We start from the raw sequence: 23,414 nt of genomic DNA on the forward strand, positions 1-23,414 counted from the left end.
ATCCGTTTGCACAGGCCGCCGCGCGCGCCGCCGGGCCTACCAAGGCAGGACAAGAAGAACATGTGGGAGGTCCTGAAATGCGATTCTCGAAATCGATCCTGCTCACGTCGACGACGCTGACCATGACGCTCATGGCGCTGCCCGCCGCCGCGCAGGATACAGCCCCATCGACGCCGAGCGCCGCGCCCCCGGCAACGCAGGGCGAATCGACCACCGGCAGCCCCGTGGCGACAGGCGGCATCCACGACATCATCGTCACCGCGCGCAAGCGACAGGAAACCGCGCAGGACGTGCCGGTGGCCGTCACCGCGATCTCCGCCGAACAGATCGCCTCGCGCGATATCACCAGCGTGGAGAAGATCGCCGCCATCGCGCCGCAGTTCAACGTCGGGCGTGCGTCCAACGGCTCGGGCGCGCAGCTCACCTTGCGCGGCATCGGGTCTTCCTCGACCTCGATCGGCATCGAGCAATCGGTCGCAGTCGTCGTCGACGGCGCCTATTACGGGCAGGGCCGCGTGATCCAGGAGGGCTTCTTCGATCTCGCCCGCGTGGAAGTGCTGAAAGGCCCGCAGGCGCTGTTCTTCGGCAAGAACGCCACGGCCGGCGTGATCTCGATCACCACCGCCGATCCCACCCCCACGCCCGAGTTCCAGATCAAGGGCGGCTACGAATTCCGCAGCCAGCAATACCGCGTCGAAGGCTATGCCTCGATGCCGCTGACCGAAACTCTCGGCATTCGCCTGGCTGCGCGCTATTCCAAGATGGACGGCGGCTACTATCGCAACGTCGCCGAAGACGTCACCTTCACCGACATCGATGCCGTCAGCATCCTGGCAGGCGGCAATGGCAATCCCACCTCGCATATCGCCACGCCGGCCGCGCACAAGGCGCCGGGCGAGGAGGAATTCCTGGCCCGCGGCACTCTGAAATGGGAACCGACAAGCCGCCTGACCGTCAGCCTAAAGGGCACGGTGGACTTCAACGAGGTCAACAATTCCTCGTGGAACTACGTGGCCTATGCCTGCGGCAACGGGCAGACCTCGCAGCTCAACGGCTATCCCTGCGGCAAGGATTTCGTCACGCACCAGAACAACATGCCGGCCGACGTCGCCGCCACCTATCCTTTCGCCAAGAAGGACGGCCAGCTCTACAACCGCTACCGTTCGGCAGGCGGCACGCTCAACGTGACGTATGACGCCGACCTGCTGCAGCTCTCCTCCGTCACCAACTACCAGTGGAACAACAACCGCTGGACCTGCGCCTGCGACTTCCAGTCCAGCAACAGCGGCACCGGCCCGGGCAGCACCTGGGCGACCGAGAACTCCTCGTGGAAGGCCTTCAGCCAGGAATTCCGCGCCCTTACGCAGTTCGACGGGCCGTTCAACATGATGCTGGGCATGCTCTACCAGAAGACCAAGCGCGATTTCGAGCAATACGTGATGACGGGCGGCGTCTCCAACTCGGCCGCGCCGGCCGGTCTCGAATATGTCGCCAGCGCCAAGAGCAGCTTCACCAAGGGCGAGACCATGGCCGTATTCGGCCAGCTCACCTACAAGATCGTGCCCACCCTCGAACTGGCCGGCGGCGTGCGCTATTCGGACGAGACCAAGAACAGCTTCTTCACCCAGCCTTACAACAACCCCCTGCTGACCGGCATCTTCCGCGACCGGAACGACCCCGACGGGCTGGGCGAAGTGACCGCGCGCCAGCATTTCACCAACTGGTCCCCGGAAGCGACGCTGACCTGGAAGCCGACCGACGACCTGATGGTCTATGCGGCCTACAAGACCACCTACAAGTCGGGCGGGTTCTCCAACGGCGGCATCAATTCGAAGCTGTCGACCGATCCCAACGCCGACCTGACGTTCGACCCCGAGAAGGCGCAGGGCTACGAGCTGGGCTTCAAGTCCACCCTGCTGGACCGCCAGCTGCGCTTCAACGTCACGGCCTTCAACTACAAGTACAAGAACCTGCAGGTGGACTTCTTCAATTCGCCGATCTTCGCCTTCCAGACGCTGACCGCCGATGCGCGGACCAAGGGCGTGGAAGCCGAATTCCAGTTCGCGCCCAATGGCGTGCCCGGGCTCGACCTGCACGGCTCCATCAACTACGACAAGGCCCGCTACACCGACTTCCCGCTGGCCCCCTGCTACGCCGGCCAGACCCCCGCGGAAGGCTGCAACCTGGCGGGCAACAGCCGCCAGGACCTCGGCGGCAAGTCGCTCTCCGTCGCACCGCGCTGGACCGGCAACCTGGGCATCAACTACGAGATGGCGGTCGGCTCGGCGATGAAGCTGGGCATGAACGTCGATGCCAAGTACTCGGACAGCTACTATGCCTCGGCCTTCGGCAATCCGCTTTCGAAGCAGGGCAAATACGTCACGCTCGACGCGGGCATCCGCTTCGGGGCCGAAGACGACAACTGGCAGCTGGGCCTGATCGGCAAGAACCTCACCAACCGCTTCTACGTCACCGGCGTGGTCGACGGTCCTTCCACCGGCAGCGGCACCGGCACGCCGGCAGGGGTGAAGGCCGACCAGCTCGGCTTCGGCACCCTGCCGCGCACGGTCATGGTCGAAGTCACCAAGAAGTTCTGATCCCCGCGCAAGGAAAAGGCCCGGTCCTCCGCAAGGAGGCCGGGCCTTTTCCTGTCCGCTTCCGCCGTGCGCCGTGGCGCAGTGCACAAGGCGGAGTCAGGCACTCAGCCGACGAAGCGCCAGCGCATGGTCTCGCCCGCGTGGAAGGGCACGACGTGGATGTCGCCGTGTGTCACCACGTCCTCCACGGTCACGTCCTCGCGCTTCAGCGTCACCGTGCCTTCGTTCAGGGGCAGGCCGTAGAAGTTCGGGCCATGCTCGGACGCGAAGCCTTCCAGCCGGTCCAGCACGCCTTCCTCGTCGAAGACTTGCGCGTAGCTTTCCATCGCATAGGGCGCGTTGAAGATGCCCGCGCAGCCGCAGGCGGCTTCCTTGCGGCCGATGCCGTGCGGCGCGCTGTCAGTGCCCAGGAAGAACTTGGGCGAACCCGAGACCGCCGCCTTGCGCACCGCCAGCCGGTGCCGTTCGCGCTTGGCCACGGGCAGGCAATAGGCATGGGGGCGAATGCCGCCGTCGAAGATGGCGTTGCGGTTGATGATGAGGTGCTGCGGCGTGATCGTCGCGCCGATCTGCGGCCCGCTGCCGGCCACGAACTCGGCCGCCTCGGCCGTGGTGATGTGTTCCAGCACGATCTTCAGCGCCGGGAAGTCGCGCACCAGCGGCGTCAGCACACGCTCGATGAACACGGCCTCGCGGTCGAAGATGTCGATATCGCGGTCCGTCACTTCGCCATGGATCAGCAGCGGCATGCCGATCCGCTGCATGGTTTCCAGCAGGCCGGTGAGCTTGCGGATATCGGTGACGCCGTGAGCGGAATTGGTGGTGGCATGGGCGGGGTAGAGCTTGCAGGCGGCGAACACGCCCTGCTCGTAGCCACGGGCGATTTCGGCCGGATCGGCGTCATCGGTGAGATAGCAGACCATCAGCGGCGTGAAGTCCGCACCGGCGGGCAGCGCATCCAGGATACGCCCGCGATAGGCCTCTGCCGCGGCGACGGTGATGACCGGCGGCGTGAGGTTGGGCATCACGATGGCGCGCGCGAACTGGCGCGCGGTATAGCCGACGACGGCTTCCAGCATCTCGCCATCGCGGAGATGCACATGCCAGTCGTCGGGGCGGCGGATCGTTATCTGCGAGGTCATGCCTGCGCTCTACGCGCTTGGATGCGCGGCGTCGATTCCGGATTTGGCGCAATCCGCAGCCGGGGCCGACGCCAGTATCGGCCCAAGGATCGTCATGGCAGCCCTGCCGTCCTCAGCAGCCCTTCGGCCCATGCTGGCGGTGGACATTGCGGAAAGAGCGGCTGCTGAACAGCCAGCGCCCGTCCACTTTCACGCAGCGGTCCTCGTAGACGCCCCGGTCGCGCTTGGTCACGCCGTCGTGGTCATAGACTTCCGCCGTGTAGCTGCGCATCGTCGCGCTGTCGCCGGAGATTTCGATGGAGCCGGGCCAGGCCTGGAACAGGATGCCAGGATAGGCCTTCATCGCCTCGGTCCACATGGCGACGATGGCCGGGCGGCCCCGCGTCGTGCCCAGTTCGGGATAGTCCGGCAGCGACCATTCGGCATCCTCGGCCCAGGTCGCGCCCCAATCCTCCGCATCGCGGCGCGTCACCGCATCGGCATAAGTCTCCAGCAGCTCGCGAATGGCGAGGCGGTCCTCGAACGGTCCGGTGTAGGGCATCGTCGTCTCCTGTTCTGGTTCTCGCAAATCGGTCCGCCCATGCCTGCCGGGCACATCGTGGCGGCACCGGCGCTTTTCAGGTTTCCACCGGGCGCTCGTCTGGGCCGGGCGGAGTATCGGGCACGGCCACCGCGATCATGCCATCCGCGATCCGCAGTTCGAACCTTCGCAAGTCCGCATAGGCACCGCCGATGCAGCGGCCGGTCGCCGCCTCGAACCGCGCGCCGTGCAGCGGGCACATGATCGCGCCGCGCCGCACTTTCCCGCCGGAGAGCAGCGCCGCCTGGTGGGTGCAGCGATCGTTGACGGCATTGAAGCCTTCCTCGGTGCGCAGCACCAGCACGCTCCACCCGGCCACGCGCGCCGCCAGCTTGCCTTCTTCGGGGAAATCGGCCTCGGCAAGCAGGGGATGCCAGGTTTCGCTCATGGTCTCAGATCCGGACAAGAGTCTTTCCTATGGTGCGGCCCGACATCAGGTCGATGAAGGCCTGGGGGAGCGTCTCGAACCCGTCGCGCACATTGGCGAGCGGCTTCAGCTTGCCTTCCGCCACCCAGGCGTCCAGCTCGGCCTGCGCCTGCCCCAGCACTTGCGGGTAATCGTAAGTGATGAAGCCCTGCATGCGGATGCGGTTGACGACGAGCTGCCAGAGCGTGCGCACGCCGTGGGGATGGTCGGCATCGTTGTATTGGCCGACCATGCCGCAGACGGCAACGCGGCCATGAAGGCGCATCAGCGGCAGGACCGCCTCCAGCACTTCGCCGCCGACATTGTCGAAATAGACGTCCACGCCCTCGGGCGCGGCCCTGGCGATTTCGGCGGCGATGTCCGGCGTGGCGCGATAGTCGATGGCGGCGTCGAAGCCGAGGTCGCGGATCACTTGCGCCTTCTCGGGCGAACCGACGATGCCGATCACCTTGCAGCCCCGCGCCCGGGCGATCTGGCCGACGGTGGACCCGGTCGCGCCCGCAGCGGCGCTGACCACCACGGTTTCGCCCGGCTTCGCCTCGCCCACGGCGAACAGGCCGACCCATGCCGTCAGCCCCACCGGGCCAAGCGCGCCCATGTAGTGATGCAGTTCGGTATCGGTCTGCCGGTTGACCTTTTCCAACCCCCAGGCCTCGCCGGAAAGAACGTAGTGGTCAGACCAGGTCGCGAAAGCGCGCACGAAAGTGCCCACCGGATAGTCCGCGTGCCGGGATGCCACGACCTCGCCCAGCGACATGCCCTTGATCGGTGCGCCCAGCGCCACCGGCTCGACGTAGCTGGGCCGATCGTCAAGGAAGCCCCGGATCGCGGGATCGACCGAGCCCACCCGCATCGCCACCAGGAACTCGCCCGGTCCGGGCGGTGCCAATTCGATTTCCGTAAGGCGGAAATCCTCCCCCACGGGCACGCCTTGCGGCCGCCTCGCCAGGACTATCTGTCTGACCTTTCCCATCCGCGCAGCTTAGACGCCGCGCGGCCGCGGGGACTGCTAGTCGAAACGCTAGGTTCGGGAAATTCCGGCCTTTGTCACAGTCCCGGCCACAAGCAGAGCGCGGGAAGAGGAGCATTGCCATGACCATGAGTCCCGAACAGATGATCGATTTCGTCGACCGCCTCTATGCCGCCACCGGCGCGGGCGACTGGGACACGGCATCGGCCATGCTCACCGAGGATTTCGTGGCTCACGAGGCGGACAGCCTGCCGATGGCCGGCGAATATCGTGGCCGCAACGGGTTGCGTGAACTTTACGCCAAAGTCATGGGCCTGTGCGACGTGGTCGCGCTCGACCGGATCGAGACCACGGCGGGCAAGGACTATGCCGTGACGATCCTGTCGCTGCGCTTCGCCGATCCCGCCCTGCCGCCCGCCGAGATCTGCGAGCGTTTCCGCTTTCGTGACGGAAAGTGCTGCGAGATCAAGCCGTTCTATTACGACGCCGCTCCCTTCGTGGCAGCCAGTCGCGCCAAGACGGCCCAGGCCTGAGAAGCAGGCCGGGATGCCCTCCGGGTCGCACCGGGGCTCCGGCGATAACAGCGCCAACGATTGCGGCACACGATTGCGGCAAAGATGCCACAGCGGGGTGCGCCGCAGCGAAAATCTCGTCTGAATTCAGCGCGAAAACACCCCGACTCGGCCGATGAAACCAGGGCGAGAAGCGTCAGGAACGGCGGAAAACCGTCCCCTACTCCAAAAGAAATGCACAGAAAGGTTCGCCGGAACGTTCTTTATCGGCGCTGAAATGTTATGCTCGCATTGGCAGCAATCAGCATGGGACCACGAATGCCGAAGGACGCAACGGTTTACTCGATCGATTCCACGAACCCCCGGACCGGCTCGTCCAGACCGTCATTGAACGAACAGCTTTCCGCCATCCTGGGTGACCTGCGCGAGCGGATTGCCGAGGCGGATGACGTGACGCTGGAATTCAAGGGCAAGCTCCACGTCCATCTCGACGTCAAGCGGGGTGAGGATCTGCCGCTGGTGGAAGCCAAGCTGGCGGATCTGGGCGCGGGCATGTTCTCGCAGATCAGCCGGGGATCGACGCCCAATCATCCCTTCTCGCACCGGGTGAGCGCGCTGGTGACGATCTGAAGCTGCCGCGCCGCCGGGATCTCTCGGCGGCCGCAAGGCAGCGGCGGGCCGGTCAGGCCATCTTGGCCGCGTAGATCATGCGACCCTCGCCGAGGTGGTCGAAGGCGCGGCCCAGGAGGCTGTCCCCCACCGCGAGGCAGCCCTGGCTGCGGCCGAGCTTGCCATGGGCCCCGATCATGTTCGGCTCCGCATACCAGGCACCGTGGATGACGATCGCCCGTTCCAGCGCGTTGCTGTTGGTATCGTCCAGGCCCACGAGCCGCTGCGAACGGCCGTGGCCGCCGTAGTAATAGTCGGCGGTGAGATAGGCGCCTTCGCTGCTGGCGTTGGAGCCGGGACGGTTCGAGAAGCGCTGCAACCAGCCGGTATGGCCGGGATCGGAGCCGCTGCCGTGGGCCACGGGCAGCGACGTGATCTTGCGATTGTCCAGGTCCACCAGGTGGAAGCGCGGCTGCGAGGACGAGGCCGAGAAATCCACCACGCCGATCCGGTCGCGCTTCACGCGCCGATCGTGGCGGTCCAGCGCCTTCATCRCCGCATCGAACAGCTCGGCGCGGATACCCTCGGGCTGGAACGGCGCGGGCACCGGCGGCAAGGCGGCCGGGGACACCGGCGCGATCGAGCCCGCGTTCGGCCCGGTCTTGGGCCCGACGTTGGGGAGGACAAGCGAAGCACCACGCCCCCGCTCCGGCAATGCGGACGAGATGGCGCGGGCTGCAGAGGACGATGTCGCTGCGAACGCGGTGGCTGCAACGATCAGATTGCGACGGCTGAACTTCATATCCTCGGTGCCATATAGCGATTCCGTCGACAAAGTCTTGGCCAGATTCGCCTCCTTCGCCACAAGCTCTTGTCCCCGCATCGAAAGACGTGAAAGGTTCATACACCATGACGACAGGCCGATCCGCTAGACTTTCGAGTGAGGACTACCGCCTGGCGGTCGCTTCGATCATCCGTAACCTCCAGAAGAACGGGGATTTGTCCGACGCCCAGCTGGCTACCCGACTGGGCTGCTCCACCGGGACGATCCGCAATGCGCGCGGCCGGGCGACGAGCCTCGATCCGCTGATTCTCGCGCGAATCGAACAGGAGTTCGGACCGGGCGCGATCGACCCCTTCCTGGCCCTCGGCAAAGTGCGCGCCGTGCCGCTGGCCGATGCCACCCTGCCGATGGACCCCGTCCTCGCCATCGTCGAAGCCCTGCACCGAATCGTCGAGGTCCAGTCCGTGGACAGCGAAGGCGGCTCGCGGATCACCGTGGCGGAGCTGCGCAAGATCATCGAGGAACTGCGCCACGGCCGCACGGCGCTCGACGCGCTGATCGCCCGCGCCGAGGCGATACGCTGACGGCAACCGTCCGGAAATGGGACGCGGCAGGACCCGCGTGCCCGGAAAGCCGCCATTCCGCCCTGCCTGCCCGATTCGCCTCGCTTGCGAGCCGGCTTGAGCGCCTCGCCCTGAGTAGCTAGGCTGGCGCCAGGCACAGGGTCGCGAAACTGCATGACTTCAGACGAACGCCGGTTGGATGGCTGGAAAGCGATAGCGGCCTATTTCGGCAGGGACCGCACCACGGTCGCGCGGTGGGCGCGCGAACGGGGACTGCCGATCCACCAGCTTCCCGGCGGCAAGCAGAAAACCGTCTTCGCCTATCGGCACGAACTGGCGGAATGGGAAAGCCGCAATCCCGGCGTGGAAGAAGGCGCTGCCGGACCTGCCGCCGAAGCCGCGCCATCCCCGCCCGCATCGACATCCCTACCCCTGCCGTCCCTGCCTCTCGCCGCGCCCGTTCCGGCCCGCAAGCGCTGGTCCTGGCCCATGGCGCTGGTTATTGCGCTGCCGCTTCTGCTGGCGGCGGGACTGCTGGCCTGGCCGAAAAACCGGCATGAGCAGCTTCCCCGCGACCCGGCGGCCGCGCGCGACTTCATCGCTGCGCGGGACGCCTGGGCCCATCGCCGCCCCAAGGACCTGGAAGCGGCGATCCAGCTTTACGGCGCGGTGATCGCCCGCGAGCCGGACTATGCCCCCGCGCGCGCCGGACTGGCCGAAACCTGGCTGATCTACCGTGAATATGGCGATGTCAGCGACGCGGAAGCCTTCGGCAAGGCCAGGATCGCCGCCGCCAAGGCGCTCGAACTCGATTCGGGCCTCGCCAGCGCACACCGCGCCGAGGGGTTCATCGACTACTGGTGGGACAACGACCCCGCCGCCGCGCTCAAGGCCTTCGCCGACGCCCTGCATGACGACGACAACGACGGGCTGACGTACTTCTGGCTGGCCAACATCCTTTCCGACCTTGGCGAGAGCGACCGGGCGGAGCGCTATTACCAGCGCGCCGTGGCGCTCCTGCCCGGATCCCAGCCGATCGCGGTGGAGCACGCTTGGGCCAGATGGCAGGCCGGCCATGATGCGCAGGCGCTGGCCGCTCTGCTCGATCTCAAGCGCACCTATCCGCAGGACGCCACGGTCAGCAGCTGCCTATCGTGGATCTATCTTGGCCAGGGCGACATCCACGGCTTCGCGCGGGAATTCGCGGACTTCGCCCGCCTGCGCCACGATCCCGCCACCGAACGACTCTCCGCCCGGATGACCCGCGCGGTCGCCGAGGATCCCGCCCATGCCCACCGCCTGATGATTGCCGATGCCCTTTCCGAAATCGCGCAGGGCGGACGGCGCATTCGCCAGACACCGGCCTTCTACGCCGCGTCGATGAAAGACCGTGAGCAATTGGTGGGATTGATGCACGAGGCCGTCATGCTGGGCGAGCACTGGTACTCGCGCCCGGTCACCCGCCGGATCGAAGCAGGGTGGAAGGACGACCGCGAGGTCATGGGCCTGCTCAAGCAACTGGTGCCGCCAGTACCCAGGCAGGCCCTTCCCTGAGAGGAAAATCGGGTCAGGCGGAGTGCCTTGAAAGGCCGGGTTTTCGATCTGTGTTCATGCGCACGTTCGGCAGGGATGCCATGCCCCTATCGTTCTGACTTTCTGATGCAATTCAGCGCTCTTCCGCAATTTGCAGCAATTTGCATCATCATAGAATCACGCGTTTCGTTGTATGACGTGTGCATGGGCGCCGGGGGCGGCAACTTCCAACGAAGTTGCGGGGATCGGGGGATCTGACCGGCCGGCGCTTGCAGAAAGCGACCCATAAACTGGCCCCGTCGGGTGTAGGACCCGCGGGGCCTACTTTTTGCGTCTGAAAATAGCGCTGCACTCAGACGACCCGCTTGCGCCAGTTCCAGCCATGGCCCGCGACCAGCAACAGGCTGCCGATCACCGTCAGCGCCGTCTCGCCCAGAAGGGCATGGTCGCTGTTCAGGATCGCCAGCACGAGACAGGCGATGCCGCCCACGCCCAGGATCGCCGGCCCCGCAGCGCCGTGCCGGCGATAGCCCAGCAGGAAAGCCGCCAGCGCCGCCGGGGCCACCAGCCCCAGCGCGGCAATATGGAACAGTTCGGACTGGAAGAACGCGCCCAGCAGCCCCGGCAGCAGGAACAGCAAGAGCGGCAGCGCCAGGCAGTGGATCATGCAGAGCGTCGAAGCCGAGATCGCCGTCGATTCCACAATGTCCGCCAGGAGCCGCCCCCGGACATGGTCCCGGCTTTCGCAACGCTCGCTCATCGAATTCGGCTCCTGCTTGATCAAGTGATGATACAACATTACATTCTGGCTACTACTTGGCGATGCGATCTCCGTTGAAAAGGGCCTGCCGTGAAAAAAACTGCCATGAAGAAAGAACGGGAGCGCCCGGACGCGTGCACGGCCCTGTCCGTGGGACCGGACGCCGAGGCGCTTCACGACATTGCGTGCGGCGACGTGGACCTGGCAATCTGGACCCGCGCGCTGGACACCTCTCTGGCGCAAGAGGTGGAGACGCTCGATCTCGACCGTGCCGACGATGTGCTGCTGACGTGCCTTGCGGACCAGGCCGCAGCGGCGCTGGCCCCGCGCCTGATCGAAAGCGGCCATGCGCCCTGCCCGGCCCTGCTGGCCGACGTGGCGCTGCTGGCCCGCCTCCACGCCCGGGTGGCCGGAAAGCCGGGTGTGACGATCCGCCTCGAAGTGGTCGAGACCGACGCCTGCCGCAAATTCCACGCCGACTATGTCACGCTCCGCACGATCACCACTTATCGCGGGATCGGCACGCAGTGGAAACGCGTGGACCATGAACGCATCCATGCGCTGAAAGCGGGAGAAGTGGGCGTGTTCAAAGGCAGGCTGCTGCGCGAGCAACCGTCCATCCTGCACCGGTCACCGCCCATCGCAGACTCCGGTGAAACCCGCCTGGTGCTGGTTATCGATTCGAACCCGAGCCGCTAAGCGCTGCTCCACCGATTCGGTTCCCCGCAGAGCGACGAACGGTGCGCCCCGTGCGATCATCTCGCCGGGGCCGGGCTACCTTCCAAAATCAGAGACGTTATAACGTCCCCTCATGAAGAAGGTCTCCCTGGTCGCTGCCGCCCTCCTTTCCCTTGCCGCTCAAGCCTTTGCCAGCCCGGCTCTGGCGCAGCACCTGCAATGCGTGCCTTATGCCCGCGCGCAGTCGGGGATCGGCATCCATGGCAATGCGGCCACCTGGTGGGAACAGGCCCAGGGCAGCTACAAGCGCGGCCACTTGCCGCAGACCGGCTCCGTCCTCGTGTTCAAGTCCACTTCGGCCATGCCTTATGGCCATGTCGCGATGATCCGCGAAGTCGTGGACGCCCGCCATGTCCTGCTCGATCATGCCAACTGGTCCGGCCCCGGCGTGATCGAACACAGCGCGCTGGCCGAGGACGTTTCCGAGGCGGGCGACTGGAGCAACGTGCGCGTCTGGTACGGCCCCAGCCACGCCCTCGGTTCGCGTGAGAACCCCACCTTCGGCTTCATCTATGGCAGCAGCGACACCGGCTCCGCCACCGAACTCGCCACGGCCAGGGATGACGATGAGGCCAGCAGCGCCGGCTGAGTTCCGCGAACCGGCGTCACTGCAAGATGTCCCATTTGTAACATATTGATAACACGCTCGATCGCGTATTGAGTAATGTTATTACATCACATTAGACGAAGCCTCCTAGCCGATCCCAGGGGGTTTTTTCTTGTCCGTTCGCATTCTGCACCGATCCGCCGTCTCGCTTCTTGCGCTGGTTCCCGCCGCCGCCTTTGCCGAGGAAGCGGCGCCTTCCGCCCCGCGTGAGATCCTGGTCACTTCCGCCCCGCTGCAGGAAAGCGCCGACGAAACCGCGACACCGGTGATCACGCTGACCGGCGACGAACTCGCCCATCGCCGCCAGGGCACGCTGGGCGAGACGCTGGCGGGCCAGCCCGGCATCCACTTCGACAACTTCGGCGGCGGCGCCAGCCGTCCGGTCATCCGCGGGCAGACCTCCCCGCGCGTGCAGGTCCTGTCGGACAGCACCAATGTGCAGGACGCTTCGGGCATCTCGGCCGACCACGCCATTACCGGCGAGCCGCTGCTCCTGCGCGGCATCGAAGTGCTGCGCGGCCCATCGGCCCTGCTCTACGGCGGCGGCGCGATCGGCGGGGCGGTGAACCTGCTGGACACCAAGATCCCCACCGAAGTGCCGGTGGGCGGCTTCACCGGCTCTGCCGAAGCGCGGCTGGGCACGGGCGACGACGAGCGCTCGGCCGTCGGCGGCGTGACCGTGGGAACCGGCTCGCTGGCCCTGCGCGTCGAAGGCGCTCACCGCGAGACCGACGACTACCGGGTGCCGCGCACCTTCGGCGAAAGCCGCGTGCCCGGATCCTGGAGCGAAAGCTCCACGTTCACGGCGGGCGGCGCCTGGATCGGTCCCGACGGCTATCTCGGCGCCAGCTATACGCGCGTGCGCAGCGAATACGGCTTGCCGGGCCACAGCCACGAATACGAAGGCTGCCACACCCACGGCATCAGCCTCCACTGCGGGTCGCACGATCATGCGGAAGAGGGACATGCCGAAGAGGGGCATGACGAAGAGGGCCATGACCACGAGGATGGCCACGATCATGACCACGAGGACGAAAGCATCTTCGTCAAGCTGCGCAGCGAGCGCTTCGACATTCGCAGCGACTATCGCGATCCGCTGCCCGGTTTCGAACGCGTCCGCGTCCGCATGGCCCACACGACCTACCGCCATGACGAGATCGAGCACGACGAGATCGCCACGACTTATCGCAACAAGGCCTTCGACCTCCGCTTCGAACTGACTCACAAGCCGCTGGCGGGCTTCCGCGGCGTCTTCGGCGTCCAGCACGCGGACAGCACTTTCAGCGGCATCCACGCCGTGACCGAGAACGACGTCAAGACCTATATCCCGTTCGACATCGACAACACCGCACTGTTCCTGCACGAAAGCCGCGACTTCGGCCCGGTCCGCATCGAGGCGGCCCTGCGCCAGGAATGGCAGCGCATCCGCCCGCAGACCGCGCTGTCCGCCTTCATGCCGGCCACTGCGCACGATCCCTTCTCGGTTTCGGCATCGGCGCTCTGGAAAGTGACGGAGGGCTACTCGCTGGCGCTGTCGCTCGCCCGCTCGCAGCGCGCGCCGAACGTGCAGGAGCTTTATGCCTTCGGTCCGCACTTCGCGTCGAACACTTATGAGATCGGCATGGTCACCGGCCGCACCTTCAACGGCATGGCCTCCACCGAAAACCGGCTGGAGACGGGCAAGTCGATCAACCTGACCTTCCGCAAGACCAGCGGCGCCACCACCTTCACCCTGGGCGCCTACCATCAGAAGGTGGACAACTACATCTACGGCCAGACCCTCGACCAGTATGAGGACTTCCGCCTGATCCACTATGTCGCGGCCGATGCCACCTTCACCGGCGTCGACGGCGAAGTGCGGCACCAGGTCATGCCCGAGGTGGGCGTGGCCGTGTTCGGCGACTATGTTCGCGCCAAGCTGACGGACGATCGCGGCAACCTGCCGCGCATCCCGCCCGGCCGCCTCGGCACGCGCGTGGACGCCGCGACCGGGCCCTTCACCGCCAATGCCGAATACTACCGCACGTTCAGGCAGGACCGCATCGCCGACTTCGAGACCGAAAGCCCCGGCTACGACATGCTGAACCTCACCCTTGCCTACAAGCTGGACCTTGGTGCCGGGCGCTGGGCCGAAGTCTTCGCGCGGGGCAGCAACCTCACGAATTCCTTCGCGCTCAACCATGCTTCCTTCGTGAAGGACGCCTCGCCCTTGCGCGGACGCAACGTGGTGTTCGGCCTGCGCACCGGGTTCTAGAGGATCACTGCTCCAGGGGTCTTTGGCTGGTCAAAAACATGAAAACCCGGGCAGATGCGGCTGGAGGGCGCTGCATCTGCCCGGGTCCGTTTCCTGCCGCGCCGTTCGCCGGGTCCCGTGGCGAGCGGCACGGCAGGATGAAGGGGAGAGTTCCCGCTCTCCCCTGCAATCGGGCCTGCAACCGGGCCTGCAACCGGTTCAGAGCTTGGCTTGCATACCCACGAAGATACGCTGGCCGGGGTAGTACAGCTCCACCGGCATGTCCTTGTTGATATAGGTCTTCGAATATTCCTTGGTGATGTTCTGCATCTCGAAGAAGACGTCGAAATGATACTTCGGGAAGCGCAGCGTGATCTTGCCGTCGAGGTAGCCTTCGCCCTTGCGGTAGATCGGGTTGTTGCCATTATTGGCGTCCAGCGCGTTATCCAGCCACTTCGAGCGATAGTTGTAGCTCATCCGGAAGTTGAGCCAGTCCTTGTCGTAGAAGAAGCTCGCATTGTAGGTGTAGGACGAAAGGCCCGGATATTCCTTGAGCGGCTCGTTGGTCGCGGCATTGGTCAGGTTGGTGCGAATGGCGCGGGCATAAGTGAAGTTGCCCGAGGCGCCGAAGCCGTCCAGCGGCTTGGGCAGGAAAGTGAACACCGTCTGCGCGCTCGCCTCGATACCGTCGAGCAGGGCGCCCTGGCCGTTGACCGGCTGGCGAACCGTGTACGTGATGCCGTCCTGGAACAGGTCCACCCCGTTGCGCACGGTGTTGCCGATCACGAAGCTCGATTCGTACTTCTTGTAGTAGCCCAGGCTCAGCATCGTATCCGCATTGGGATACCAGGCCAGGTTCAGTTCCCACTGGTCCGCGCGGTAGGGCTTCAGTTCCGGGTTGCCGGCCGTGCAGATGTCGTCGGTGCCGGAGATGGTCTGGTCGTCCACGCAGTTGATGTTCGGCACCAGATCGAGCGGCCTCGGCCGGGCCAGGTTCTTGGCATAGTTGGCGCGCAGGTAGAGGTTGGGCTGAAGTTCGAGGTTGGCGTTGAACGCCGGCAGGAAATCGGTGTAGCTGTTGGACAGCGACAACTGCTGCGCGGCGATGACCACGGTTTCGGTCCCGCCGGTCGCGTTGAAGCGCGTCACCCGGCTGATATTGGTGCCAAGCCCCTTGTCCTCGGTATGGGTGAAGCGCAGGCCGGCATTGCCGGTGAGCCGCATGCCCAGGATCTCGGTATCGACATCCATCATCGCATAGCCCGAGAACACCTTCTCGGTGATCTGGGCGCTCGGGATCTGCGGATAGCCGTCTGCGAAGCGCACGAGGTCGTGATCGAAGCCGGAGAGATCGTAGATCTGCGACAGCACGTCGGAATTGAAATTGGGGAAGGCCAGGCGGCTGGGAATGCCCGAAGGCGCGTTCTTGAGGCCCGTGTAGAGCGGCGCGCCGCCCGTCACCCCGCCAATCGACGAGATCAGCGAGCCGTACTGCGCCGGCGTGATGAAATAAGTGTTGCCGTTGCGCGCTACGGCCGGATTGTTCTGGATCGTCGTGGTGTAGGACACGTTGGCGCTTGACTGGTAGGTCATGGTGGCCGGATCGATCAGGATCGAGCCGCCGCCCAGGTAGTTCAGGAACTTCTGCCGACGCGCCTGGGCACCGAATTCGAACTTGCTGATGATCGGGTGATCGATCTCCCAGTCCAGGTCCAGCTTCAACTGGTCTTCGGTGTTGTTATATTCGGCAGGACGGTATTGCACGGTCGGGCCGTAGACCGGAAGCACCTGGCCATTGGCGCCCGTGCGCGTGAAGTCGGAATAGACGCCCGGATCGGAAGGGTCGAAGTTCGACGGGAACTGGAAGACCGGGATACCCTGCGCGTTGTTGCGGTCGATCACGATGCCCGACACGCTCGTGCCCAGCGAGATCAGGTTCGTCTGGGAATCGGTATGCGCCTTGGCGTGCGACCCCATGAAGTCGATGTGAACCCGGTCGAAGTCCCAGCGGAAACCGCCCGAGAAGTACTTCGAGTCCTGATCGTAGGAGAAATCGCGACGCTGCACACCGATGATGTTCGCGGCGCCGTTCCAGTTCGGGGCCGCTGCCGTGCCCAGATTCACGGCGTTGAGCGCCGTGGTCACGCCGGTGACGACATGGTTCTCGTTCACCGTCGAGCTGCCCAGCGCCACTTGCTGGCGCGAAGTGCCGCCACCCGCGCCTGCGGCCAGCTGCGGATCGAGATTGAAGCGCTGGATCGCGCCCAGATCGACCGAATAGTTGACGTCCTGCAGGTTCTGGTTGCGCTTGTTGACCTGCACGTTGGCATAAGCGCGGAAGTTGGGCGCCACCTGGTATTGCAGGGTCAGGTCACCCGAGATGCGCTTGTCGTTGCGCACGAGGTGGCGGTAGCGCGGCACTTTGGGCGCCCAGTCGAAGAACTGCGTCTCGCAGGCCAGGCGGTTCGCGGTGGCCTTGGCGGTCGTGGAGCCACCCACGCCGGCGCAGCTTTCGTAAGTGTTGTAGGCATCGTAGAGCGGATCGGCGACGGTCTTTTCGGTCGAATGATCGAAGTCGGCGATACGGCCCCAGTTCGTGTTGCTGATGTAGTCCTGGCGCGTGTTCACATCACTGTAGGTACCGTTGAACAGGATACCCAGGCCGTCGATCAGGAACTTCGGCGTTCCGGCAAAGAACGACACGCGCGGACGCCAGGTCTCGGTGGTGTCGAGGTGCTGGCCCGATACGGTTGCCGAAAGGATCGGCTTCAGCAGGTCGAGCGGCTTGCGCGTTTCCACGCGCACCGTGCCGCCGATGCCGCCTTCGGTCAGGTCCACGGCATAGCCCTTGTAGACGTCGATCGACTTGACCAGTTCCGTCGCCAGTTCGCGGAAGTCGCCGGAGCGCTCACCGAGGGCGCTGACCTGGCTGACGCCGTTGATTTCCACGCGGTTGAGGTCAGGCTCGACGCCGCGGATGGAGACTTTCACGCCCTCGCCGAAGTCGCGGCTGAGCTGGACGCCGGTAATGCGGGCCAGCGAGTCGCCGATGTTCTTGTCCGGGAAACTGGCGATGTCGTCGGCAACGATCGAGTCGACGACGGTATTCGCCTGCTTCTTGCGGTTGATGGCCGATTGTAGCGAGGCGCGGGTACCGACGACGACGATGTCGTTGGCAGTCGTGATGACTTTTTCGGCAGTCTTGTCGTCGATCCGTCGCGGCGCATCCTGCGCCGCTTCCGGAGCCGGCGTTTCGGAATTAGTCTGAGCATATGCGGGGATGGAAACCGCCAGAGATCCGGCGAGAGCCAGGCCCGATACCCCTCTAAAGGCATGGCGACCGAGCTTCGTTGCTTGCGAATTCCTCGTATTTCCAACGGTATGCTTGCGCATATCCTATCCCCTCTTTTAGCCCTGTCGATCTTGTTTCGACGCTTTTGCATCGTTCGATCGAATCAGTTTCTAGACGGACACTTATTGAACCGATATGTGGGATGCAATGCTATAATTTGGACCAGAGTGGTTCCATAACCGGAGGATGTTGCAAATGGCGGCCCAAATCCGCGCGCTGGCCCTGATCCTGGGCCTCGTTTCATCCACTCCCGCTTTCGCCGCGACTCCGCCCTCACGACCGGCAGCGGAGCGGCTCGGCCGCGGGGCCGTGGCACTGCCGGCCAGGGACGGCGGAATCCTCGTGACCTGGCGGTTTCTGGCGGACGATCCGAAGAATGCGCGCTTCCGCGTGCTGCGCGGCGGCAAGCCGGTGCACGTCACCCGGACGGGCGAGGCGACGGCATTCGTCGACACATCGGGAACCACCGAAAGCAGCTATGCGGTGGAACGCATCGGCGACCGCGCCGGTCCGCAGCGTGCCATGATGTGGGACAAGGGCTATCTCCCGATCCCGCTCTCCCCACCCGCGGACGGCGTGACGCCCGCCGGGGAGGCCTATTCCTACACGGCCAACGACGCCAGCCTGGGCGATCTCGACGGAGACGGGCAGTACGAGATCGTGCTGAAGTGGGATCCGAGCAACAGCCACGACAATGCCCATACCGGCTATACCGGCAACGTCTTCCTCGATGCCTACCGCCTCGACGGCACTCGGCTCTGGCGCATCGACCTTGGCCGCAACGTGCGCGCCGGGGCGCACTACACGCAGTTCCTGGTCTTCGACTTCGATGGCGACGGCCGCGCCGAAGTGGCGCTGAAGACGGGCGACGGCACGGTCGACGGCGCCGGCAAGGTCATCGGCGATGCGAATGCCGACTGGCGCAGCAGCGGCGGGGAAGTGCCGCAGCAGGATCGCACCGGCGCGAAAGTGCTGGCGGACGGCACCAAGGTGGCGCCGATGCAGGGTCGCATCGTCAAGGGGCCGGAATACCTCACCGTGTTCGAAGGGCTGACCGGCAAGGCGCTGGCCACCGCGCCTTACGATCCGCCGCGCTATCCCGGCGGCAATCCCACGCCCGAGCAGCTCGCCGCCTCCTGGGGCGACGGCTATGCCAATCGCTCCGATCGCTTCCTGGCCGGGGTCGCCTATCTCGACGGGCATATGCCCAGCATGGTCTTCGGCCGCGGCTACTACGCGCGCACCGCGCTGGCCGCCTGGGACTGGCGCGGCGGCAAACTGACGCAGCGCTGGCTGTTCGACAGCTCCGCCACCGGCAACGAGGACTATGCCGGGCGCGGCAACCACCAGCTTTCCGTCGCGGATGTCGATGGCGACGGGCGCGACGAGGTGATCTACGGCTCCATGGCGGTGGACGATAACGGCAAGGGCCTCTGGACCAAGCCGCTGTTCCACGGCGACACCATGCACGTCAGCGACCTCGATCCGGCGCGGCCGGGCCTCGAAAAGTTCGGCGTGTTCGAGGACATTCGCCGCAACGGCGGGCTGGGCTCGGCGCTGCTCGATGCGCGCACGGGCGAAGTGCTCTGGACCACGCCTGCCGAGCAGGACACCGGCCGCGGCGTTGCCGCCGATATCGACCCGCGCCACTACGGCGCCGAGTTCTGGGGCTCCAATTCCGACCGCCTCTACGATACCAAGGGCCAGCCGATCGGCGCCCGCCCGCGCCAGATGAACTTCGCGATCTGGTGGGATGGAGACCTCCTGCGCGAGCTGCTGGACGGCACCACTATCTCCAAATGGAACTGGGAGCAGGGCACGTCCGACACGCTGCTTGCCCCCGAGGGGCTTGCCTCCAACAACGGCACCAAGGCCAATCCCGCGCTCCAAGCCGATCTCATCGGTGACTGGCGCGAGGAAGTGATCTGGCGCCGCGCCGACAACCGCGAACTGCGCATCTACACCACGCCTTTCGCCACGCCGCACCGCTTCGTCACGCTGATGCAGGACCCGGTCTACCGCCTGGGCGTCGCCTGGCAGAACACCGCTTACAACCAGCCGCCGCATACCGGATTCTACCTGGGCGCGGGGCCGAAGGGCGAGCGATAGGGAGAGGCGGAGGAGCGGCATTCTTCGGCCGCCCGCTACTGACTTCCCCCTTCGTCATTGCGAGCGTAGCGAAGCAATCCAGGGCAGTTCTGCGCCGCTCTGGATTGCCGCGTCGGCTTCGCCTCCTCGCGGGTGACGAAGGGGTAGGGGAAGACAGGCGGAAGGGCCGAGCAAGCACAAATACCGCCGCACCCCTGTTGACGATTCGATCCACATAATGAAATATCATCCCACATAAGGCGCTTGCAAAGCGTCACACCCAAGGGAGAGACAATGAGCAAGCTGGTCTGGAGCCGCCGCGAGATGCTGGCCCAAAGCCTGGCCACTACCGCGGTCGCCGGTTCGATGGCACTGTTGGCGGGCCGTGCGGATGCCGCCACGACAGGGCCGGTGGAGCCGCTGGGCTCCGGCATAGCGCCGGGCGACGACGTGGTCTGGCTCGACGGCGTTGCTCCCCTCGCCCATGAAGGTCAGTCGTGGGGTCAGCCCTGGCCGCGCGGCACGCGGTTCGACAAGCGCGGTTACGTGCTCGAAGGCGCGGGCGGCGCGCGTGAAGCGGTGCAGACCTGGCCGATGGCCTGGTGGCCGGACGGTTCGATCAAGTGGACCGGCCATGCGACCGGGGCGAACGGCGGGCGCGCCAATGGCCTGCGCGTGGTCGCCGGCAGCGCCAGCCCCGCGCAGACCCTCTCCGTGCGCGAGGCTGCCGATGCCGTCACCGTCACCGTCGGCCAGACGGTCTGGACCGTGGGCCGCTCAGGCGAGGCGCTGATCCGCTCCGCGCGCGTCGGCAATGCCGAAGTGCTGCAATCGGTGCGTCTGCTCGCCAGCGCACAGGACCGTGCTGATGACGAGGACGGCGCGCCCAATCTCGCCCGCTGGACCGGCACGATCGAGAGCGCCACGGTCGAACAGAGTGGCCCGATCCGCGCCGTCGTCAAGCTGGACGGCCGCCATCGCGGAACCGAAGGCGACTGGATGCCCTTCTCGGTCCGCCTCTATTTCCACGCCGGGTCGGACAGTGTGCGCCTGGTCCATTCGATGATCTTCGACGGCGATCCCGCCAAGCGCTTCCTTCGCGGCCTGGGCCTCGAAGGCGCAGTGCCGATGCGCGACAAGCTGCACGACCGCCACGTCCGTTTCGCGGGCGAAAGTGGCGGCCTCTGGGGTGAGGCCGTGCGCCCGCTGACGGGCCTGCGCCGCGATCCCGGCAAGGCGTTCCGCGACGCGCAAGTCGCGGGCGCGGCCACGCCGTCGCTTGACCAGATGGGCGCGGCCGTCCGCCAGAACCTGGAATATATCCCCGCCTGGGGCGACTTCCGCTTGCGCCAGCCCAATGCGGACGGCTTCTCGATCGTCAAGCGCACCAAGCCCGGCTTCGGCTGGATCGACGTCGATACCGCCGGCCGCGCGCCGGGGCTGGGCTATATCGGCGGACCTTCGGGAGGCGTCGCTTTCGGCATGCACGACTTCTGGCAGCGCTGCCCGGTCGGCCTGGACGTCGCCGATGCCGCCAGCGACACCGCGCGCTTCACGGTCTGGTATCACGCCCCCGATGCCCCGGCGATGGACCTTCGCTTCTATCACGACGTCATGGGCATGGAGAGCTACGAGGCGCAGAACCTGGGCCTCGACGTGACTTACGAGGACTACGAGCCGGGCTGGGGCGATGCCTCCGGGATCGCCCGCACCACCGAGTTCCGCATCTGGGCCCTGCCCGCCACGCCCCCGCGCGAGCGGCTGGCCGCGATGGGCGCAGGACTGGCCACGCCGCCGCGCATGGTCGCCAATGTCGCGCGGGTCCACTCCGCCGGGCTGTTCGGCCCGTGGAGCCCGATCGCCTCGGGCGGCCCCTTGCGCGGCAAGATCGAGACGCGCGCCAAGCAGGAACTCGATTTCTACATCGGGCAGGTCGACCAGCGCCGCTGGTACGGGTTCTGGAACTACGGCGATGTCATGCACAGCTATGACAACGACCGGCACGTCTGGCGCTACGACATCGGCGGTTTCGCGTGGGACAACAGCGAACTCTCCACCGACTTGTGGCTCTGGTACGGCTTCCTGCGCAGCGGCCGGGCCGACGTGTTCCGCCTGGCCGAGGCGATGACGCGGCATACCGGCGAGGTCGATGTCTATCACTCCGGCCGGTTCAAGGGCCTCGGCACCCGCCATGGCGTCCAACACTGGGCGGACAGTTCGAAGCAGCAGCGCATTTCCAACGCGGCCTATCGCCGCTTCTATTACTACCTCACCACCGACGAGCGCTGCGGCGATCTGATGCACGCGCTGGTGGACAGCGACTATGCGCTGAAGACGGTCGATATCGGCCGCAAGGTCATGCACCGCGCCGACGCCAGCAAGCCGCCTGCCGGAACCGGCGCGGTAGTGGCCGAACAGCCGCTGCCCGACGGCCAGATCTTCATGCAGTTCGGCACCGTCTGGGGATCGATGCTGGGCGCCTGGCTGACCGAATGGGAACGCACGCGCGACACCCGCTGGCGCGACCGGATCGTTGCGGGCATGCGCTCCATCGCCGCCCTGCCCAAGGGCTGGCTGGCGGGCGGCGCGGCCTTCGACCTGGCCTCCGGGCGCTTCGTGGGGCCGGGGAACGAAGTGAACATGAGCCACCTCAACGGCGTGTTCGGCGTGTTCGAGATCACTGCGGAACTGCTCGAACTCGTCGATGAGCCGGCTTTCCGCAAAGTCTGGCTGGACTACTGCGAACTCTACAACGCGCCCGAGGCGGAGTTCCGCGCCCGCACCGGCGCATCGGGCAAGGGCCGCGCGCTGACCCAGGCCCATTCGCGCTACACCGCCTATGCCGGGGTGCAGCTGGGCAAGCCGGAGCTGGTCAAGCGCGCCTGGGGCGAATTCTTCGGTGCGGGCGACCGCGAAGGCCGCGACCAGACGCGCGGCGCGCACAAGGTGAGCGGCGCCGCCGTGCTCAAGCCGGTGGACGAGATCGCCGAAGTCTCCACCAACGATGCCGCGCAGTGGGGCATCGCCGCCACCGTGAACCTGACGCTGATCGGGGACGTGCTGGAATGAAGCGCTTCGCCGCCGCCGTGCTGCTCATGCTGCTTTCGGCGGCGGCGAACCCGCTAACGGACGAGTTTTGCCATGGCCTTGCGCACTGGCGTGTCGAGGCCGAGGCCGCCTCGCGTGTCACGGTGCGGGACGGCGTGATGGACATCGACGCGCCGAAGGGCATTTCGATCTGGTGGCGCGGCGAACTCACCGGCCCCGTCGCCATCGAATACGAGGTCATGGCGGTTTCGGAAGGCGGGCCGAACGACGCGGTAAGCGACGTCAACGCCTTCTGGATGGCCCGTGACCCCGCCGCGCCGGATGGATCGCCGCTCGCCCATCCGCGCAGCGGGGCTTTCGCGGAATACGATAGGCTGAAGACTTACTACGTGGGCATCGGCGGCAACCGCAACACCACCACCCGGATGCGGCGCTATGTGGGCGAACCGGGTAACCGCCCACTCCTGCCCGAGCACGACCGCTCGGATCCGACCGCGTTGCTGACACCGAACCGCTGGACGCCCATGCGCGTCGCCGCCGAGGGCGGACGGATCACGGTGGATTTCGGCGGCAAGCGGCTCTTCACGATGGACGACCCCGCGCCTTACGCCCGAGGCTGGTTCGCCTTGCGCACGACCAAGAGCCACCTGCGCATCCGCAATTTCCGGATCGTGCCCCTGGGCGCGCAGAAACGCAGCGGCGCCGCCCCGTGATGGCCGCCCCCACCGAGAGTGCATCCCACCCGCGCTTTCGAAGGTTGAGCTGCACGCGAACGCGCTGCGCATTTGTGCTTTTGTGCAAAGCGAACCCGCGCCGTTCCGCAACATCATCCCGTCGTCCCCGCGCATGCGCAGGGACGACGGAGCGCTTC

The 23,414-nt window shown here is 66.0% G+C and carries 18 protein-coding genes; 11 read left to right on the forward strand and 7 right to left on the reverse strand.

Translation table 11 applies throughout. The annotated features are described in order from the left end of the window. Nucleotides 1-77: 77 nt before the first annotated feature. Nucleotides 78-2,597, forward strand: a complete 2,520-nt coding sequence (locus tag AB4Z00_RS06300) for a TonB-dependent receptor (RefSeq protein WP_442045347.1) — start codon at nt 78-80, stop codon at nt 2,595-2,597. Between the two features lie 104 nt (nt 2,598-2,701). Here AB4Z00_RS06300 and pyrC read toward each other — a convergent pair whose 3' ends face one another. The 4 genes from pyrC to AB4Z00_RS06320 form a co-directional block, all read right to left on the reverse strand. Continuing rightward, nucleotides 2,702-3,739 (reverse strand): dihydroorotase, encoded by a 1,038-nt coding sequence (pyrC, locus tag AB4Z00_RS06305; protein WP_442045348.1) that lies wholly within the window; start codon nt 3,737-3,739, stop codon nt 2,702-2,704. Between the two features lie 112 nt (nt 3,740-3,851). Continuing rightward, nucleotides 3,852-4,280 carry a nuclear transport factor 2 family protein gene (locus AB4Z00_RS06310; RefSeq protein ID WP_442045349.1) on the reverse strand — a complete coding sequence of 143 codons (429 nt, stop codon included), beginning with the start codon at nt 4,278-4,280 and terminating at the stop codon, nt 3,852-3,854. A gap of 76 nt (nt 4,281-4,356) precedes the next feature. Next, nucleotides 4,357-4,707 (reverse strand): Rieske (2Fe-2S) protein, encoded by a 351-nt coding sequence (locus AB4Z00_RS06315; RefSeq protein WP_132267585.1) that lies wholly within the window; start codon nt 4,705-4,707, stop codon nt 4,357-4,359. A 4-nt stretch (nt 4,708-4,711) separates the two neighbouring features. Beyond that, nucleotides 4,712-5,719: an NADP-dependent oxidoreductase gene (locus tag AB4Z00_RS06320; protein WP_442045350.1), complete on the reverse strand. Its 1,008-nt coding sequence runs from the start codon at nt 5,717-5,719 to the stop codon at nt 4,712-4,714. A 119-nt stretch (nt 5,720-5,838) separates the two neighbouring features. Between AB4Z00_RS06320 and AB4Z00_RS06325 the strand changes: the two genes are divergently transcribed. Further along, nucleotides 5,839-6,249, forward strand: coding sequence for a nuclear transport factor 2 family protein (locus AB4Z00_RS06325; RefSeq protein ID WP_314467299.1), 411 nt, complete (start codon nt 5,839-5,841; stop codon nt 6,247-6,249). Nucleotides 6,250-6,546: 297 nt separating this feature from the next. Beyond that, nucleotides 6,547-6,858 carry a hypothetical protein gene (locus tag AB4Z00_RS06330; RefSeq protein WP_442045351.1) on the forward strand — a complete coding sequence of 104 codons (312 nt, stop codon included), beginning with the start codon at nt 6,547-6,549 and terminating at the stop codon, nt 6,856-6,858. 52 nt (nt 6,859-6,910) lie between these two features. Here AB4Z00_RS06330 and AB4Z00_RS06335 read toward each other — a convergent pair whose 3' ends face one another. Next, nucleotides 6,911-7,639: a murein L,D-transpeptidase catalytic domain family protein gene (locus tag AB4Z00_RS06335; protein ID WP_442045352.1), complete on the reverse strand. Its 729-nt coding sequence runs from the start codon at nt 7,637-7,639 to the stop codon at nt 6,911-6,913. A 107-nt stretch (nt 7,640-7,746) separates the two neighbouring features. Here AB4Z00_RS06335 and AB4Z00_RS06340 point away from each other — a divergent pair, with 107 nt between their 5' ends. After that, entirely contained in the window at nt 7,747-8,205 is a 459-nt protein-coding gene (locus AB4Z00_RS06340) for an XRE family transcriptional regulator (RefSeq protein ID WP_132267590.1), read from the forward strand. Nucleotides 8,206-8,358: 153 nt separating this feature from the next. Continuing rightward, nucleotides 8,359-9,738, forward strand: a complete 1,380-nt coding sequence (locus AB4Z00_RS06345; RefSeq protein ID WP_442045353.1) for a tetratricopeptide repeat protein — start codon at nt 8,359-8,361, stop codon at nt 9,736-9,738. Nucleotides 9,739-10,069: 331 nt separating this feature from the next. Here the strand turns inward: AB4Z00_RS06345 and AB4Z00_RS06350 are convergent, their stop codons facing one another. Beyond that, nucleotides 10,070-10,477 (reverse strand): MerC domain-containing protein, encoded by a 408-nt coding sequence (locus AB4Z00_RS06350; RefSeq protein ID WP_166675182.1) that lies wholly within the window; start codon nt 10,475-10,477, stop codon nt 10,070-10,072. Between the two features lie 105 nt (nt 10,478-10,582). Here AB4Z00_RS06350 and AB4Z00_RS06355 point away from each other — a divergent pair, with 105 nt between their 5' ends. The 3 genes from AB4Z00_RS06355 (at nt 10,583) to AB4Z00_RS06365 (ending at nt 14,076) form a co-directional block, all read left to right on the forward strand. After that, a complete protein-coding gene (locus AB4Z00_RS06355; protein ID WP_442045354.1) occupies nt 10,583-11,176 on the forward strand; it encodes a DUF1826 domain-containing protein in 594 nt (197 codons plus the stop codon). Between the two features lie 112 nt (nt 11,177-11,288). Further along, the gene (locus AB4Z00_RS06360; RefSeq protein WP_442045355.1) at nt 11,289-11,804 is read left to right on the forward strand and encodes a CHAP domain-containing protein; all 516 of its coding nucleotides are present in this window, start codon (nt 11,289-11,291) and stop codon (nt 11,802-11,804) included. 130 nt (nt 11,805-11,934) lie between these two features. After that, entirely contained in the window at nt 11,935-14,076 is a 2,142-nt protein-coding gene (locus tag AB4Z00_RS06365; RefSeq protein ID WP_442045356.1) for a TonB-dependent receptor domain-containing protein, read from the forward strand. A 198-nt stretch (nt 14,077-14,274) separates the two neighbouring features. On the opposite strand, the gene AB4Z00_RS06370 is transcribed toward AB4Z00_RS06365, so the two are convergent. Beyond that, nucleotides 14,275-17,448 carry a TonB-dependent receptor gene (locus AB4Z00_RS06370; protein ID WP_431568853.1) on the reverse strand — a complete coding sequence of 1,058 codons (3,174 nt, stop codon included), beginning with the start codon at nt 17,446-17,448 and terminating at the stop codon, nt 14,275-14,277. A 154-nt stretch (nt 17,449-17,602) separates the two neighbouring features. On the opposite strand from AB4Z00_RS06370, the gene AB4Z00_RS06375 reads away from it, so the two are divergent. The 3 genes from AB4Z00_RS06375 (at nt 17,603) to AB4Z00_RS06385 (ending at nt 23,256) form a co-directional block, all read left to right on the forward strand. Beyond that, nucleotides 17,603-19,516 carry a rhamnogalacturonan lyase gene (locus AB4Z00_RS06375; protein WP_442045357.1) on the forward strand — a complete coding sequence of 638 codons (1,914 nt, stop codon included), beginning with the start codon at nt 17,603-17,605 and terminating at the stop codon, nt 19,514-19,516. Nucleotides 19,517-19,789: 273 nt separating this feature from the next. After that, nucleotides 19,790-22,564, forward strand: a complete 2,775-nt coding sequence (locus AB4Z00_RS06380; RefSeq protein ID WP_442045358.1) for an exo-rhamnogalacturonan lyase family protein — start codon at nt 19,790-19,792, stop codon at nt 22,562-22,564. After that, a complete protein-coding gene (locus AB4Z00_RS06385; RefSeq protein WP_442045359.1) occupies nt 22,561-23,256 on the forward strand; it encodes a DUF6250 domain-containing protein in 696 nt (231 codons plus the stop codon). Before AB4Z00_RS06380 ends, AB4Z00_RS06385 begins: the two co-directional genes overlap by 4 nt. The last annotated feature ends 158 nt before the right edge of the window (nt 23,257-23,414 follow it).

This window comes from Novosphingobium sp. YAF33, from assembly GCF_052113265.1.
GTDB lineage: Bacteria > Pseudomonadota > Alphaproteobacteria > Sphingomonadales > Sphingomonadaceae > Novosphingobium.

Excerpts from the sequence above, each read along its gene's own strand:
- AB4Z00_RS06300 (WP_442045347.1), top strand. The coding sequence starts at position 78 with ATGCGATTCTCGAAATCGATCCTGCTCACGTCGACGACGCTGACCATG.
- pyrC (WP_442045348.1), bottom strand. The coding sequence starts at position 3,739 with ATGACCTCGCAGATAACGATCCGCCGCCCCGACGACTGGCATGTGCAT.
- AB4Z00_RS06310 (WP_442045349.1), bottom strand. The coding sequence starts at position 4,280 with ATGCCCTACACCGGACCGTTCGAGGACCGCCTCGCCATTCGCGAGCTG.
- AB4Z00_RS06315 (WP_132267585.1), bottom strand. The coding sequence starts at position 4,707 with ATGAGCGAAACCTGGCATCCCCTGCTTGCCGAGGCCGATTTCCCCGAA.
- AB4Z00_RS06320 (WP_442045350.1), bottom strand. The coding sequence starts at position 5,719 with ATGGGAAAGGTCAGACAGATAGTCCTGGCGAGGCGGCCGCAAGGCGTG.
- AB4Z00_RS06325 (WP_314467299.1), top strand. The coding sequence starts at position 5,839 with ATGACCATGAGTCCCGAACAGATGATCGATTTCGTCGACCGCCTCTAT.
- AB4Z00_RS06330 (WP_442045351.1), top strand. The coding sequence starts at position 6,547 with ATGCCGAAGGACGCAACGGTTTACTCGATCGATTCCACGAACCCCCGG.
- AB4Z00_RS06340 (WP_132267590.1), top strand. The coding sequence starts at position 7,747 with ATGACGACAGGCCGATCCGCTAGACTTTCGAGTGAGGACTACCGCCTG.
- AB4Z00_RS06345 (WP_442045353.1), top strand. The coding sequence starts at position 8,359 with ATGACTTCAGACGAACGCCGGTTGGATGGCTGGAAAGCGATAGCGGCC.
- AB4Z00_RS06350 (WP_166675182.1), bottom strand. The coding sequence starts at position 10,477 with ATGAGCGAGCGTTGCGAAAGCCGGGACCATGTCCGGGGGCGGCTCCTG.
- AB4Z00_RS06355 (WP_442045354.1), top strand. The coding sequence starts at position 10,583 with ATGAAGAAAGAACGGGAGCGCCCGGACGCGTGCACGGCCCTGTCCGTG.
- AB4Z00_RS06360 (WP_442045355.1), top strand. The coding sequence starts at position 11,289 with ATGAAGAAGGTCTCCCTGGTCGCTGCCGCCCTCCTTTCCCTTGCCGCT.
- AB4Z00_RS06370 (WP_431568853.1), bottom strand. The coding sequence starts at position 17,448 with ATGCGCAAGCATACCGTTGGAAATACGAGGAATTCGCAAGCAACGAAG.
- AB4Z00_RS06375 (WP_442045357.1), top strand. The coding sequence starts at position 17,603 with ATGGCGGCCCAAATCCGCGCGCTGGCCCTGATCCTGGGCCTCGTTTCA.
- AB4Z00_RS06380 (WP_442045358.1), top strand. The coding sequence starts at position 19,790 with ATGAGCAAGCTGGTCTGGAGCCGCCGCGAGATGCTGGCCCAAAGCCTG.
- AB4Z00_RS06385 (WP_442045359.1), top strand. The coding sequence starts at position 22,561 with ATGAAGCGCTTCGCCGCCGCCGTGCTGCTCATGCTGCTTTCGGCGGCG.